The 16,168-nt window shown below is 63.0% G+C and carries 11 protein-coding genes and 1 pseudogene; all 12 read left to right on the forward strand.

Annotated features, from left to right (window positions below; all coding sequences use genetic code 11):
- Window positions 1-8: 8 nt before the first annotated feature.
- On the forward strand, window positions 9-452 hold the full coding sequence (gene dksA / locus KI241_RS22945) for an RNA polymerase-binding protein DksA (RefSeq protein WP_003205639.1): 444 nt from the start codon (window positions 9-11) through the stop codon (window positions 450-452).
- Window positions 453-691: 239 nt separating this feature from the next.
- Window positions 692-1,582: a tRNA glutamyl-Q(34) synthetase GluQRS gene (gluQRS, locus tag KI241_RS22950; RefSeq protein ID WP_042728790.1), complete on the forward strand. Its 891-nt coding sequence runs from the start codon at window positions 692-694 to the stop codon at window positions 1,580-1,582.
- A gap of 78 nt (window positions 1,583-1,660) precedes the next feature.
- The gene (locus KI241_RS22955; RefSeq protein ID WP_003176118.1) at window positions 1,661-1,837 is read left to right on the forward strand and encodes a hypothetical protein; all 177 of its coding nucleotides are present in this window, start codon (window positions 1,661-1,663) and stop codon (window positions 1,835-1,837) included.
- Entirely contained in the window at window positions 1,821-4,775 is a 2,955-nt protein-coding gene (locus KI241_RS22960; RefSeq protein WP_161796098.1) for a sensor histidine kinase, read from the forward strand. Before KI241_RS22955 ends, KI241_RS22960 begins: the two co-directional genes overlap by 17 nt.
- Before the next feature lie 22 nt (window positions 4,776-4,797).
- Entirely contained in the window at window positions 4,798-6,231 is a 1,434-nt protein-coding gene (locus KI241_RS22965) for a sigma-54 dependent transcriptional regulator (protein WP_212803041.1), read from the forward strand.
- 729 nt (window positions 6,232-6,960) lie between these two features.
- Entirely contained in the window at window positions 6,961-8,361 is a 1,401-nt protein-coding gene (locus KI241_RS22970; protein WP_042728793.1) for a polynucleotide adenylyltransferase PcnB, read from the forward strand.
- A gap of 3 nt (window positions 8,362-8,364) precedes the next feature.
- On the forward strand, window positions 8,365-8,850 hold the full coding sequence (gene folK, locus KI241_RS22975) for a 2-amino-4-hydroxy-6-hydroxymethyldihydropteridine diphosphokinase (protein WP_042728794.1): 486 nt from the start codon (window positions 8,365-8,367) through the stop codon (window positions 8,848-8,850).
- 327 nt (window positions 8,851-9,177) lie between these two features.
- The gene (gene panB / locus KI241_RS22980; RefSeq protein ID WP_042728795.1) at window positions 9,178-9,978 is read left to right on the forward strand and encodes a 3-methyl-2-oxobutanoate hydroxymethyltransferase; all 801 of its coding nucleotides are present in this window, start codon (window positions 9,178-9,180) and stop codon (window positions 9,976-9,978) included.
- Window positions 9,975-10,835, forward strand: coding sequence for a pantoate--beta-alanine ligase (panC, locus tag KI241_RS22985; protein WP_042728796.1), 861 nt, complete (start codon window positions 9,975-9,977; stop codon window positions 10,833-10,835). Before panB ends, panC begins: the two co-directional genes overlap by 4 nt.
- Window positions 10,836-11,161: 326 nt before the next feature.
- A pseudogene (pgi, locus tag KI241_RS22990) lies at window positions 11,162-12,825 on the forward strand (glucose-6-phosphate isomerase).
- 191 nt (window positions 12,826-13,016) lie between these two features.
- Window positions 13,017-14,954: an acetate--CoA ligase gene (gene acs, locus KI241_RS22995; RefSeq protein ID WP_047736276.1), complete on the forward strand. Its 1,938-nt coding sequence runs from the start codon at window positions 13,017-13,019 to the stop codon at window positions 14,952-14,954.
- A gap of 190 nt (window positions 14,955-15,144) precedes the next feature.
- A complete protein-coding gene (locus KI241_RS23000) occupies window positions 15,145-16,161 on the forward strand; it encodes a class I SAM-dependent methyltransferase (RefSeq protein ID WP_047736277.1) in 1,017 nt (338 codons plus the stop codon).
- Window positions 16,162-16,168 lie beyond the last annotated feature (7 nt).

Here is a 16,168-nt window from a genome sequence, read left to right on the forward strand (position 1 = left end):
GTCCATTCATGCCCACCCAAGCAAAGCAGAATCAAAACCAGTCGCTCAGCGGGTTTGAGCCGTACGTCCCGCAAGCGGGCGAAGAGTACATGGGCGCCCCCATGCGCGCGCACTTCACCAAGATCCTGAACAAGTGGAAACAGGACTTGATGCAAGAAGTCGATCGCACCGTGGATCACATGAAAGACGAAGCGGCCAACTTCCCCGACCCGGCCGACCGTGCCAGCCAGGAAGAAGAATTCAGCCTCGAACTGCGCGCCCGTGACCGTGAGCGCAAGCTCATCAAGAAAATCGACAAGACCCTGCAACTGATCGAAGACGAAGAATACGGTTGGTGCGAGTCCTGCGGCATCGAGATCGGCATTCGCCGCCTGGAAGCCCGACCGACCGCCGACCTGTGCATCGATTGCAAGACCCTGGCTGAAATCAAGGAAAAACAGGTCGGCAAGTAATTGCCCGGGCTGTTACAGAAAAACGGAGCGTTCATACGCTCCGTTTTTTGTTTCTGAAACCGACACGCCCTCTCGGACCTGGCGAAGTCCTGTGGGAGCGGGCTTGCTCGCGAAGAGGGCTGTATAGTTAGTACTGATATCGCTTGACACACCGCCTTCGCGAGCAAGCCCGCTCCCACAGACGGTCCGTGATTAAAAGACATATGCCTCTGCCAACCGGATCCAGCAACATTCTTCCCATGACTGCCACCTCTCCCTACATCGGCCGCTTCGCCCCCACCCCCAGCGGCCACCTGCACTTCGGTTCGCTGGTCGCCGCGCTGGCCTCGTACCTGGACGCCCGGGCCGTGGGCGGGCGCTGGTTACTGCGCATGGAAGACCTCGACCCGCCCCGTGAAGAGCCCGGTGCCCAGACGGCGATCCTGCGGGCACTGGAGCGCTACGGGTTTGAATGGGACGGCGAGATGGTGCGCCAGAGCGAGCGCCACGAGGCCTACCAGCACGTGATCAACCGGCTGTTCAGCCAAGGGCTGGCGTACGCCTGCACCTGCTCGCGCAAACAACTGGAAGCGTACCAGGGCATTTATCCAGGGCTTTGCCGCAATGCCGGGCACGACACCGAGGACGCTGCCATCCGCGTGCGTGTCCCGGAGCTCGAATACCACTTCACCGACCGGGTCCAGGGCCCGTTCCGCCAACACCTGGGCCGCGAGGCGGGCGACTTCGTGATCCGCCGCCGCGACGGGCTCTACGCCTATCAACTGGCCGTGGTGCTGGACGACGCCTGGCAAGGCGTGACCGATATCGTGCGCGGCGCCGACCTGCTGGACTCGACACCGCGCCAGTTGTACCTGCAAGAACTGCTCGGGCTGCCCCAACCGCGTTACCTGCACGTGCCATTGATCACCCAGCCTGACGGGCACAAACTGGGCAAGTCCTATCGCTCACCGCCGCTTTCGGCCGACCAGGCCACGCCGCTGCTGTTGCGGGCACTGCGCGCACTGGGCCAGCAACCGGGGCCCGAACTGGCCGACGCCAGCCCGCGGGAGTTGCTGGCCTGGGGCATGCGCCACTGGGATGCCGCGAGGATCCCGCGCACGCTGAACCTGCCGGAAGCGCAAATCCGTTGACGGCCCTTGCAGCCTGGCGCCCATCCGTTACCATCGCCGCACGTTTTCGGGCACGCGCATCAACATAGAGAGGCCGGGATGTACATCTATCGCTTGGTCCTGCTTCTGGTAGTGGGGATTTACCTGTTCTCCCCGGCCATCATGGATTGGTGGATCGACGCCACGGGTGCCTGGTATCGGCCCTATCTGCTCTGGCTGATCCTGATTGTCGTGACCTTCATCCTGCAGAGCCAAAAAGATGCCGATGAGCTTTAGCCTGACCCAGATGATCCTGATCAGCGCCGCCTACCTGGCCGTGCTGTTCAGCGTGGCCTGGGTCAGCGAACGGGGCATGATCCCCCGGGCGATCATCCGCCACCCGCTGACCTACACCTTGTCGCTGGGCGTCTATGCCAGCGCCTGGGCGTTCTACGGCACGGTCGGGCTGGCGTACCAGTACGGCTATGGCTTCCTGTCCAGCTACCTCGGCGTGTCGGGGGCGTTCCTGCTGGCGCCGGTGCTGCTTTACCCGATCCTGAAAATCACCCGCACCTACCAACTGTCATCATTGGCCGACCTGTTCGCCTTCCGCTTTCGCAGCACCTGGGCGGGCGCGCTGACCACGATCTTCATGCTGGTCGGGGTATTGCCATTGCTGGCCCTGCAAGTCCAGGCCGTCGCCGACTCCATCAGCATCCTCACCGGCGAACCGGTACAGCACCGCGTGGCCCTGAGCTTCTGCGGGCTGATTATCCTGTTCACGATCTTCTTCGGCTCCCGCCACATCGCCACTCGTGAGAAACACGAAGGTCTGGTGTTCGCGATCGCGTTCGAATCGGTGATCAAGCTGATCGCCATCGGCGGCGTCGGCCTCTACGCGTTGTACGGCGTATTCGACGGCCCGCAGCAACTGGAAATCTGGCTGCTGCAGAACCAGACCGCCCTCGCCGCCCTGCACACGCCCTTGCAGGAAGGCCCGTGGCGTACGCTGCTGCTGGTGTTCTTCGCGTCGGCGATCGTCATGCCGCACATGTACCACATGACCTTTACCGAAAACCTCAACCCACGCTCGCTGGTGAGCGCGAGCTGGGGCCTGCCGCTGTTCCTGTTGCTGATGAGCCTCGCGGTGCCTTTGATCCTGTGGGCCGGGCTGAAACTGGGGGCCAGCACCAACCCCGAATACTTCACCCTCGGCATCGGCATCGCCGCCAACAGCAAGGCCCTGGCCCTGCTGGCCTACGTCGGTGGCCTGTCGGCGGCCAGCGGCCTGATCATCGTCACCACGCTGGCACTGTCGGGGATGGCCCTCAATCACCTGGTGCTGCCGCTTTACCAGCCACCGGCCGAAGGTAACATCTACCGCTGGCTGAAATGGACGCGCCGGGCGCTGATCGTGGCGATCATCATGGCCGGCTACGGGTTCTACCTGATGCTGGGTGACGGCCAGGACCTGGCCAACCTGGGCATCGTCGCGTTCGTGGCCACCTTGCAGTTCCTGCCCGGGGTGCTGTCGGTGCTGTACTGGCCGACCGCCAACCGTCGCGGTTTCATTGCCGGGCTGCTGGCGGGCATCCTGGTGTGGCTGGTGGCCATGCTGTTGCCGCTGATGGGCAACCTGCAAGGCTTCTACATCCCGCTACTGAACATGATCTACGTGCTCGACGACACCAGTTGGCACATGGCGGCCATCGCCTCCCTGGCGGCGAACGTGCTGATGTTCACGCTGATTTCGCTGTTCACCAACGCCAGCAGCGAAGAAGCCAGCGCCGCCGAGGCCTGCGCCGTGGACAACGTCCGTCGCCCGCAACGGCGCGAGCTGCACGCCGCCTCGCCCCAGGAGTTCGCCACGCAACTGGCCAAGCCTCTGGGCGCCAAGGCCGCGCAAAAAGAAGTCGAACAGGCGCTGCGCGACCTCTACCTGCCCTTTGACGAACGGCGCCCGTATGCCTTGCGTCGCCTGCGCGACCGGATCGAAGCCAACCTCTCCGGCCTGATGGGCCCGAGCGTGGCCCAGGACATGGTCGAGACGTTCCTGCCCTACAAGGCCGGTGGCGAAAACTATGTCACCGAAGACATCCACTTCATCGAAAGCCGCCTTGAGGACTACCACTCGCGCCTCACCGGCCTGGCCGCCGAACTGGACGCCTTGCGCCGCTATCATCGCCAGACCCTGCAAGAGTTGCCGATGGGCGTGTGCTCCCTGGCCAAGGACCAAGAGATCCTGATGTGGAACAAGGCCATGGAAGAACTGACCGGGATCGCCGCCCAACGGGTGGTCGGCTCACGCCTGAGCACCCTCGGCGAGCCGTGGAAAGGTCTGCTGCAAGGCTTCATCGACCTGCCGGACGAACACTTGCACAAGCAACACCTGGCCTTGGACGGACAGACCCGCTGGCTGAACCTGCACAAGGCCGCGATCGACGAACCCCTGGCGCCCGGCAACAGCGGCCTGGTGCTGCTGGTGGAAGACCTGACCGACACCCAGATGCTCGAAGACAAGCTGGTCCACTCCGAACGCCTGGCCAGCATCGGCCGGCTGGCAGCCGGGGTGGCCCATGAGATCGGCAACCCGATCACCGGCATCGCCTGCCTGGCGCAGAACCTGCGCGAAGAGCGCGAGGACGACAGCGAGCTGACGGAAATCAGCGGGCAGATCCTTGAACAGACCAAGCGGGTGTCGCGCATCGTCCAGTCGCTGATGAGCTTTGCCCATGCCGGCGGCCACCAGCACAACGACGAGGCCGTCTGTCTGGCCGAAGTGGCCCAGGATGCCATTGGTCTGTTGGCCCTTAACCGGCGCAATTTCGAAGTGCAATTCTTCAACCTGTGCGATCCGGACCACTGGGTCGACGGCGATCCCCAGCGACTCGCCCAGGTACTGATCAACCTGCTGTCCAACGCCCGCGACGCCACGCCGGCGGGAAGCGCGGTGCGGGTCAGGAGCGAAGCCAGCGAACACACGATCGACCTGATCGTCGAAGACGAGGGCAGCGGTATCCCACAGAACATCATGGACCGATTGTTCGAACCCTTCTTCACCACCAAGGATCCTGGCGAAGGCACCGGTCTGGGCCTCGCACTGGTCTATTCCATCGTTGAAGAGCATTATGGACAAATCACCATCGACAGCCCGGCCGATGTACAGAGCCAACGCGGCACCCGTATCAGGGTGACCTTGCCGCGTCATGTCGAAGCGACGTCCGCTGTGAACTGAGACCGTCGAGAGAATCGAATCAATGCCGCACATTTTGATCGTCGAAGACGAAACAATTATCCGCTCCGCCTTGCGCCGCCTGCTGGAACGCAACCAGTACCAGGTCAGCGAAGCCGGTTCCGTGCAGGAAGCACAAGAACGTTTCAGCATTCCCACGTTTGACCTGATCGTCAGCGACCTGCGCCTGCCCGGCGCTCCCGGCACCGAGCTGATCAAGCTCGGCCAGGGCACGCCGGTTCTGATCATGACCAGCTACGCCAGCCTGCGCTCGGCGGTGGACTCCATGAAAATGGGCGCGGTGGACTACATCGCCAAGCCGTTCGACCATGACGAGATGCTCCAGGCCGTGGCCCGCATCCTGCGCGACCGACAGGCAGCGAGCAGCCATTCGTCGGAACCTGCCGGCAAGGCCAGCACCGCTGTGAAAGGTGGCGCCAGCAACAGCAATGGCGAAATCGGCATCATCGGCTCCTGCCCACCGATGCAGGACCTGTACGGCAAAATCCGCAAAGTCGCGCCGACCGATTCCAATGTGCTGATCCAGGGCGAGTCCGGCACCGGCAAGGAACTGGTTGCCCGCGCCCTGCACAACCTGTCTCGCCGGGCCAAGGCACCGATGATCTCGGTGAACTGCGCGGCGATCCCGGAAAGCCTGATCGAATCCGAACTCTTCGGCCACGAGAAAGGCGCGTTCACCGGTGCCAGCGCCGGCCGCGCCGGGCTGGTGGAGGCGGCGGACGGCGGCACATTGTTCCTCGATGAAATCGGCGAGCTGCCACTGGAAGCCCAGGCGCGCTTGCTGCGGGTGCTCCAGGAAGGCGAGATTCGGCGGGTGGGCTCGGTGCAATCACAGAAAGTCGACGTACGCCTGATCGCGGCGACCCACCGAGACCTCAAGAGCCTGGCGAAGATCGGCCAGTTCCGTGAAGACCTGTATTACCGCCTGCACGTGATCGCCCTGAAACTGCCGCCCCTTCGCGAACGTGGCGCCGACGTCAACGAAATCGCCCAGGCCTTCCTCGCCCGCCAGAGCGCGCGCATCAATCGCACCGACCTCAAGTTCGCCCCGGACGCCGAACAGGCCATTCGTCATTACGCCTGGCCGGGTAACGTCCGAGAGCTGGAAAACGCCGTCGAGCGCGCGGTGATCCTGAGTGAGAGCCCGGAAATTTCCGCCGACTTGCTGGGCATCGACATTGAGCTGGGCGACCTGGACGACGAAGAGTTCATCGGCCTGGCCCCGCAGCACGGCGGTGCCGCCAACAACACCAGCCACGAGCCTACCGAGGACCTGTCCCTGGAAGACTACTTCCAGCATTTCGTCCTGGAACACCAGGACCACATGACCGAGACCGAACTGGCGCGCAAGCTGGGCGTCAGCCGCAAATGCCTGTGGGAACGCCGCCAGCGCCTGGGCATCCCCCGGCGCAAGACCGGCGTGGCCAGCGAAAGCTGAAACTCGCCCCCACAAGAGATCACTGTCTACCAGTGCATGTGAAAAAACTGTTACCTCAGTTTTTCCACGTAACAAAAGCCGGGGTTTACGGTAACGAAACCCCGGCTTTTTTTCGTCCCGAAAAAATGGGTATAACCATAGAACCCCCGGTTTCACTGGGCCACGCAAAAGTTGGCACGCACCCTGCTATAGCTTTGGTACAAGAACAATAACAAGCAATGCAAAAGACAATAAAAATAAGACGAATCGACTCACGCACAATAAAAACAAGACGGCGAGAGGCGCAGCTAACTGATTCTTTTGGAGAGGCGTTGTATTTGGGGCTTGCCCCACAACCAGGCCGAGAACAATAAAAACTGTCTCAAGACAGGTGCCTGAACTGGTTGGATCGGTTGATCACTGCAACACAGCGACCAAAGCAATCCGTTTGCTCTTGACTCCCGATTGGGAGCGTCACGAAGGGAAACCTCGTGACACGGGCACTCAACAAAAACAAGAAGCCCGAAATCAATAATAAAAATAGAGCACGAAACTAATTCTGGGGGAGCTTAGGCTCCCCTTGTGGTTTCCGACGTTCCGCCCTCCCCCAAGCCTACAGGGCTTATCGTTCAAAGCTTGCAGCCAAATCTGCTGCGTCCTACACCATCCCTCGACTAAATGCTAGAATCCCCGCCCATCATGCGGTCAATTCTTCATTTTGGCCGAACATTCCTTCAAACAGTGCATCCCATGCTGAAGAAGCTGTTCCAGTCATTCCGTTCTCCCTTGCGTCGTACGCAACACATTCGCAGCACGCCTGAAGTGCTCAACATCGGCCAGCATTCGCTGCAAAAGGCCCAGTTCAGCCGTTATGCGGTGAACATCGTCGAACGCTTGCAGAACGCCGGCTACCAGGCTTACCTGGTCGGTGGCTGTGTGCGCGACATGCTGCTCAACATCACGCCCAAGGATTTCGACGTCGCCACCAGCGCCACGCCGGAGCAGGTCCGGGCCGAATTCCGCAACGCACGGATCATTGGCCGGCGCTTCAAGCTGGTCCATATCCATTTCGGGCGCGAAATCATTGAAGTGGCGACGTTCCGCGCCAACCACCCGCAAAACGACGAAGAAGAAGACAGCAACCAGTCTTCTCGCAACGAGAGCGGGCGCATCCTGCGCGACAACGTCTACGGCACCCTGGAAGAAGACGCGCAACGCCGCGACTTCACCATCAACGCCCTCTACTACGACCCGGTCAGCGAGCGCATCCTCGACTACGCCAATGGCGTGCACGACATCCGCAACCATCTGATCCGGTTGATCGGCGACCCCAGGCAGCGTTACCAGGAAGACCCGGTACGCATGCTGCGGGCCGTGCGTTTCGCCGCCAAGCTGAACTTCGGCATCGAAAAACACAGCGCCGCGCCGATTCGCGACCTGGCGCCGATGCTGCGGGAGATCCCTTCGGCGCGGTTGTTCGAGGAAGTGCTCAAGCTGTTTCTGTCGGGCAACGCCGCGGACACCTTCGAGATGCTGGTGGACCTGCAACTGTTCGATCCGCTGTTCCCGGCCAGCGCCGAGGCGTTGGAGCACAACCCGACCTACACCCACACCTTGATCAGCGAAGCCCTGATCAACACCGACCTGCGCATCAAGCAGAACAAACCGGTGACCCCGGCGTTCCTGTTCGCCGCCCTGCTCTGGCCAGCCTTGCCAGCACGGGTATTGCGCCTGCAAGACCGTGGCATGCCGCCGATTCCGGCGATGCAGGAAGCCGCCCACGAACTGATTGCCGAACAGTGCCAACGCATCGCGATTCCAAAACGCTTCACGATGCCGATCCGCGAGATCTGGGACATGCAGGAGCGCCTGCCACGACGCAGCGGCAAACGCGCCGACCTGCTGCTGGACAACCCGCGGTTCCGTGCCGGCTACGACTTCCTGTTGCTGCGCGAAAGCGCTGGCGAGCAGACCGACGGCCTCGGCGAATGGTGGACCGACTACCAGGATGCCAACGACAGCGAACGCCGCGAGATGATCCGCGACCTCAGCGGCAAGGATGAAGCCGGCAGCGGCCCGCGCAAGCGGCGTCGCAGCGGGGGTGGTACCAAGCGCAAGCGCGCCGGTGCTTCGAGCGAGTCGGGCGAGTAATCGATGGAACGCGTCTACATCGGCATGGGCAGCAACCTGGCCGAACCTGCCGAGCAACTGCGCAGTGCCCTCCAGGCCCTGGCGCAACTGCCCGATACCGAACTGGCAGGCGTCTCGTCGTTCTATCAAAGCGACTCGCTGTTGCCTGGGCAGCCGCGCTACACCAATGCGGTGGCGGCGCTGGACAGTCGCCTGGCACCGCTGGACCTGCTCGACGCCCTGCAGACCATCGAAACCGGCCAAGGTCGCGAGCGCCTGGAACGCTGGGGCCCGCGCACCCTGGACCTGGACATCCTGCTGTTCGGCGACCGCCTGATCGACGAGCCCCGCCTCAAAGTCCCGCATTACCACATGCAGGCCCGGGCGTTTGTCCTGTATCCACTGGCGGAACTGGCGCCCGCCGAGCTGCGCCTGGCCGATGGACGCTTGCTCCAGGACCTGCTTGCCGCTTGCCCGTTCGAAGGCCTGGAACGCCTAAAGCCTGTGTAACCCCCTTGTGGGAGCGAGCTTGCTCGCGCCCACAACTCAGGATCATTGCTGCCAGCTACGCCTCAGGCGTGGGGACCGGACAGTCACATCAGAAACGCCCCTCCTCGCTGAAACGCATCAGTAACCTCGGTAACACCCGCCGGTAACACATCCAATTGACTTCCCGGGTCCTCCTCACGACTATAGGCGTCCCATAGCCGCCAACGCGGCGTTTAAGGGCGCAATCCAGGCCTTACAAGCACCACGCATAAGAGGGTGCGCCTGTGTAAATGACGAATCATGCGCGTTACTCGCAGTAGTTCACGAGCGCCTGAAGAGGACTTTTTCATGCCAGCTATTACCCTGACCACGCTGCAAGGTCTCAAGCAAAAAGGCGAGAAAATCGCCATGCTGACCTGCTATGACGCCACCTTCGCCCACGCCTGCAACGAAGCCGGTGTCGAAGTGTTGCTGGTGGGCGATTCCCTCGGCATGGTGCTGCAAGGTCACGACAGCACGCTGCCGGTGACCACCGCCGACATGGCTTATCACGTGGCCGCCGTCAAACGCGGTAACACCGATGCACTGATCCTCGCCGACCTGCCATTCATGGCCTACGCCACCCTCGAACAAACCATGACCAACAGCGCCCAGCTGATGCAGGCCGGCGCGCACATGGTCAAGGTCGAAGGGGCCTTGTGGCTGGCCGACTCGATCCGGCTGCTGGCCGAACGTGGCATTCCGGTCTGCGCGCACTTGGGCCTGACGCCGCAGGCGGTGAACATCCTGGGCGGCTACAAGGTCCAGGGGCGCAATGAAAACCAGGCACGCCAGATGCGCGCCGATGCCATTGCCCTGGAACAGGCCGGCGCGGCGATGCTGCTGCTCGAGTGCGTGCCCAGCGAACTGGCGGAAGAAATCACCCAGGCAGTGAAGATCCCGGTGATCGGGATCGGTGCCGGTAACGCCACCGACGGCCAGGTGCTGGTGCTGCACGACATGCTCGGCTTGTCGCTCACCGGGCGCTCGCCCAAGTTCGTGAAGAACTTCATGGCCGGGCAAACCAGCATCCAGGCCGCCCTGGGCGCCTACGTAGCCGAAGTGAAGGCCGCGACTTTCCCGGGCGTCGAACACGGATTCTCCGCATGAACACCGTCAAAACCGTACGCGAACTGCGCGCCGCCGTGGCTCGCGCCCGCAGCGAAGGCAAACGCATCGCCTTCGTGCCGACCATGGGCAACCTGCACAGCGGCCACGTGGCGCTGGTGACCAAGGCGGGGCAACGGGCCGACTTCGTCGTGACGAGCATTTTCGTCAACCCGCTGCAATTCGGCGCCGGCGAAGACCTGGACAAGTACCCTCGTACCCTGGCGGCCGACCAGGAGAAACTGCTCCAGGCCGGCTGCCACCTGCTGTTCGCCCCCAGCGTCGAGGAGATGTACCCCGACGGCATGACCGGGCAGACCCGGGTCAGCGTCCCGCAGTTATCCGAAGGCCTGTGTGGCGCCAGCCGCCCCGGGCACTTCGAGGGCGTGGCAACGGTGGTCAGCAAGCTGTTCAACATGGTCCAGCCTGACATCGCGGTGTTTGGCCAGAAAGACTTCCAGCAACTGGCGGTGATCCGCGCGCTGGTCCATGACTTGAACATGCCGATCCAGATCATCGGCGAACCAACCGTGCGTGCCGACGACGGCCTGGCGCTATCGTCGCGCAATGGCTTCCTCAGCGCCGAGCAACGCGCCGTCGCCCCTGTGGTTTATCGTGGCCTGAGCCAGATAGCCGAGGCCATCCGGCAGGGACAGCGCGATTACCCGGCGTTGGTCGCCGGGCAGATCCAGCAACTCCAAGCGGCAGGCCTGCGCCCCGACTACCTGGAAGTCCGCCACGCCCGAACCCTGCGCCCGGCCACCCAGGAAGATCGCGACCTGGTGATTCTGGTGGCCGCCTTCCTCGGGACCACCCGGTTGATCGACAACCTGCACCTGGACCTCGACGCGCCTCTCTGACCTACCCTGCTGTGGAAAGAGCCTACCCGCGAAAGCGGTGGATCCATCGGCTTCAATGCTGACTGAGCCACCGCCTTCGCGCGCCAGGCTCGCTCTCACGCAAGATCGTGGCACCGCACCCGCTCGTCGCCACCTCCCCAGCCCCGATGTATAAAAAAGTACCGCCCTGAGGTCTGACAAAGCCGAGACAGATCGCAACGCGAGGTTTACTGTAGTCGCCCTGCGTCCGGCGATCGTCCCGATGCAGTGTCCGGACGCCCGTCCCATGCCGCGCCGGCATTTTTAGTGTACAAAAGGTCGTTCAAGTAAAAAGGAAACCCGCAGCGATGGCGTACTACCGAACCCCTCATGACGTGACCGCTCTGCCCGCCTGGCAAGCGCTGAATGACCACCGCAAAGCCATGCAGGATTTCAGCATGCGCGAAGCGTTCAATGCCGACCCGCAGCGTTTCAACCAATTCACCCTGTCGAGCTGCGGCCTGTTTCTCGACTACTCGAAAAACCTGATCAACGCCCAGACCCGCGACCTGCTGGTCAGCCTGGCCAACGAAGTCGACCTCCAGGGCGCGATCAAGGCATTGTTCGAAGGCGAAATCGTCAACTCGTCCGAAGGCCGTCCGGCCCTGCACACCGCACTGCGCCGCCCAGTGGGCGACAAGCTGTCGGTCAACGGCGTCAACGTGATGCCGGAAGTCCACAAGGTGCTGAACCAGATCACCGACCTGGTAGGCCGCATCCACGACGGCCTGTGGCGTGGCTACACCGAGAAGCCGATCACCGACGTGGTGAACATCGGCATCGGTGGCTCGTTCCTCGGCCCGCAACTGGTGTCCGAAGCCCTGTTGTCCTACACGCACAAAGGCGTACGTTGCCACTACCTGGCAAACATCGACGGCAGCGAATTCCACGAACTGACCATGAAGCTGCGCGCCGAGACCACGCTGTTCATCGTCTCGTCGAAATCCTTCAACACCCTCGAAACCTTGAAGAACGCCCAGGCCGCTCGTTCCTGGTACCTCGCCCAGGGCGGTTCCGAGGCCGAGCTGTATCGCCACTTCATCGCGGTGTCGAGCAACAACGCCGCTGCCGTGGCCTTTGGTATCCGCGAAGAAAACATCTTCCCGATGTGGGACTGGGTCGGCGGGCGCTACTCGCTGTGGTCGGCCATCGGCCTGCCGATCGCCCTGGCCATCGGCATGTCCAACTTCAAGGAATTGCTCTCCGGGGCCTATTCCATGGACCAGCATTTCCAGAGCGCACCGTTCGAACAGAACATGCCGGTGCTGCTGGCCCTGCTGGGCGTGTGGTATGGCAACTTCTGGGGCGCGCAGAGCCACGCGATCCTGCCGTACGACCACTACCTGCGTAACATCACCAAGCACTTGCAACAGCTGGACATGGAGTCCAACGGCAAGAGCGTGCGCCAGGACGGCACCCCCGTGTCCACCGACACCGGGCCGGTGATCTGGGGGGCGTCGGCTGCAACGGCCAGCATGCCTATCACCAGTTGTTGCACCAGGGCACGCAACTGATCCCGGCCGACTTCATCGTGCCGATCGTCAGCTTCAACCCGGTCGCCGACCATCACCAGTGGCTGTACGCCAACTGCCTGTCCCAGAGCCAGGCACTGATGCTGGGCAAGACCCGCGCCGAAGCCGAAGCCGAGCTGCGGGACAAGGGCGCGAGCGAAGAAGAGGTACAGAAACTGGCTTCCCACAAGGTGATCCCGGGCAACCGTCCGAGCAACACCCTGGTGGTCGAACGCATCAGCCCGCGGCGCCTGGGTGCGCTGGTGGCGTTGTATGAACACAAGGTGTTCGTGCAAAGCGTGGTCTGGGGCATCAACGCCTTCGATCAATGGGGCGTGGAGCTGGGCAAGGAATTGGGCAAAGGCGTGTACAACCGTCTGGTGGGCAGCGAAGAAAGCCCGGCGGAAGACGCTTCGACCCAAGGCCTGATCAACTACTTCCGCGGACGCCATCGCGGCTAACCCCCGAGGTTCGCATCCCCCTGTGGGAGCGAGCTTGCTCGCGAAGACGTTGTGTCAGTGGCCATTCATGTGCCTGACACCCCGCCTTCGCGAGCAAGCCCGCTCCCACAATGACTTCATGTACAGCTTGAACTCGATATTCGCTGGGCGCATCTTTAGGCTTGTCGCAAAAACAAGAATAAGGATCCGTCATGTTCGAGATCAGCCAGTACCCCCAAGCCGACACCGTCCGCCGGGCTGCGCAATTGAGTCAGGACGAGTACCAGCGGCTCTACAAGGAATCCATCGAACACCCCAGCGCCTTCTGGGCCGGGCAGGCCACGCGCTTTCTCGACTGGATGGCACCCTGGCAAACCGTCCAGCGCTATGACCTCAAGAACGGCGACGCGACCTGGTTCGCCGGCGGCAAGTTGAACGTCAGCGCCAACTGCATCGACCGTCACCTGGACACCCGTGGCGACCAGGTCGCGATCATCTGGGAAGGCGACAACCCCGCCGAATCGGCGCAAATCACCTACAAAAAACTTCATCACCATGTCTGCCGCCTGGCCAACGTGCTGAAAAGTCGTGGAGTGAAAAAAGGCGATCGGGTCTGCATCTACATGCCGATGATTCCGGAAGCGGCCTACGCCATGCTCGCCTGCACCCGCATCGGTGCGGTGCACTCGGTGGTGTTCGGCGGCTTCTCGCCGGACTCGCTGCGCGATCGGATTCTCGACGCCGATTGCCGCACCGTGATCACCGCGGACGAAGGCGTGCGCGGCGGGCGCTTCATACCGCTCAAGCGCAACGTCGACAAGGCCCTGGAAAGCTGCCCGAATGTCAGCACCGTGGTGGTGGTCGAGCGCACCCAGGGCGAGGTGAGCTGGGTCGAAGGCCGCGACCTGTGGTACCACCAGGCCATGCACGAGGCGAGCGACGACTGCCCGGCCGAGCCGATGGACGCCGAGGACCCGCTGTTCATCCTCTACACCTCCGGCAGCACCGGCAAACCCAAGGGTGTCCTGCACACCACCGGCGGCTACCTGCTGCAAGCGGCGATGACGTTCAAGTACGTGCTGGACTACCGCGACAACGAAGTCTTCTGGTGCACCGCCGATGTGGGCTGGGTCACCGGCCACAGCTACATCGTCTACGGACCGCTGGCCAACGGCGCCACCACGCTGATCTTCGAGGGCGTACCGAGCCATCCCAGCAGCTCACGCTTCTGGCAGGTGATCGACAAGCACCAGGTCAACATTTTCTACACCGCGCCGACGGCCCTGCGAGCGCTGATGCGCGAAGGCCCCGGTCCCCTGCAGGACACTTCTCGCCAGAGCCTGCGATTGCTCGGCAGCGTTGGTGAGCCGATCAACCCCGAAGCGTGGGAGTGGTATTTCAATGCGGTCGGCGAACAGCGCTGCCCGATTGTCGATACCTGGTGGCAGACCGAGACCGGCGGCATCATGCTCAGCCCGCTGGTCAGCGCCCCACGGCTCAAGCCGGGCTGCGCCACCCGGCCGATGTTCGGCGTACAGCCGGTGCTGCTGGACGAAGTGGGCAAGGAGATCAGCGGCGCCGGCAGCGGCGTGCTGGCCATCAAATCCAGTTGGCCCGGGCAGATCCGCAGCGTCTACGGTGACCATCAGCGCATGGTCGACACCTACTTCAAGCCTTACCCCGGCTATTACTTCACCGGGGATGGGGCCCGTCGCGATGAAGATGGCGATTACTGGATCACCGGGCGCATCGACGACGTGATCAACGTCTCCGGCCACCGCATCGGCACCGCCGAAGTGGAAAGCGCCCTGGTGCTGCACGACAGCATTGCCGAAGCGGCGGTGGTCGGCTATCCCCATGACCTCAAGGGCCAGGGCATCTATGCCTTCGTCACCCCGATGAACGGCGTCGAGGCCAACGAAGCGTTGCAGCAGGAGCTGCTGGCCCATGTCAGCAAGGAGATCGGCAGCTTCGCCAAGCCGGAACTGATCCAGTGGGCACCGGCGCTGCCCAAGACTCGCTCGGGCAAGATCATGCGACGCATCCTGCGCAAGATCGCCTGCAACGAGCTGGACAGCCTGGGCGACACCTCGACCCTGGCCGACCCGAGCGTGGTGGAAGGGCTGATCGACAAGCGCCTGAATCGCTGATATCACCGCAATCCCTGTGGCGAGGGAGCTTGCTCCCGCTGGGTTGCGTAGCAGCCCCAAAAAAAACAGGGCCGCTTCGCGCCCCAGCGGGAGCAAGCTCCCTCGCCACGGTCAGTGCTCGGCTGTGAACCGCATACACTGTCCATAGCTGCTAAACTCCCGCGCCTCATTTCTCTAAGGCGCGCATGGCATGTCTTCCTTGAATCAGGCGCTGCGCGCCGCCCTCGACCAGCGTCAGGACCTGCTCGGCCAGTTGCACCAGCAAGGCACCGACTGTTATCGCCTCTTCCACGGCAGCCAGGAAGGCGCACCCGGCCTGACCGTCGACCGCTACGGCCCGCAACTGTTGGTGCAGAGCTTCCACCAGTCGCTGGAGCGCGATGCCCTGCTGCAAGTGCACGGCATCGTCAACGAACACCTGGGCCTGGACACCCTGCTGGTCTACAACGACCGCTCGGGGGGCAACTCGCGCATTGATCGCCAGGACACGGTCTACCAGGCTGACGAAGCCGCCCTGCAAGACCTGGTCGGCCATGAGTGGGGCCTGAACTACCGCGTGCGCGGGCGCCATGCCGGGCAGGACCCGCTGCTGTTCCTCGACCTGCGCAACGCTCGGGGCTGGGTCAAGGCCCACAGCCGCGGCAAGAGCGTGCTGAACCTGTTCGCCTATACCTGTGGCGTCGGCCTGAGCGCGGCCGCCGGTGGGGCGCGGGACGTCTGCAACCTCGACTTCGCCGAAGGCAACCTGGCGGTCGGCCGTGAGAATGGCTTGCTCAACCCGACCTTGCCGGCCATGACGTTCGTGCAGTCGGACTACTTCCCGGCGATCCGTCAGTTGGCCGGCCTGCCCATCAGCCAGCGGCGCGGCCAGAAGCTGCCCAGTTATGTGCGCCTGGAACCGCGCCAGTACGATCTGGTGCTGCTCGACCCGCCGGCCTGGGCCAAGAGCGCGTTCGGCACCGTCGACCTGCTGCGCGACTACCAGAGCCTGCTCAAACCGGCGCTGCTGACCACCGCCGACGACGGCGTGCTGATCTGCTGCAACAACCTGGCGAAGGTGCCCATGGACGACTGGCGCGAGCAGGTGCTGCGCTGCGCGCAAAAGGCTGGCCGCCCGGTTCGGGAGTGGAGCGTACTGACGCCCGGCAGCGATTTCCCTTCGATGGACCATCAGCCGCCGCTCAAGACGTTGATCCTGCAGCTTTGAATCCGGC

This window comes from Pseudomonas sp. Cab53 (genome assembly GCF_018325965.1).
Lineage (GTDB): Bacteria > Pseudomonadota > Gammaproteobacteria > Pseudomonadales > Pseudomonadaceae > Aquipseudomonas > Aquipseudomonas chlororaphis_E.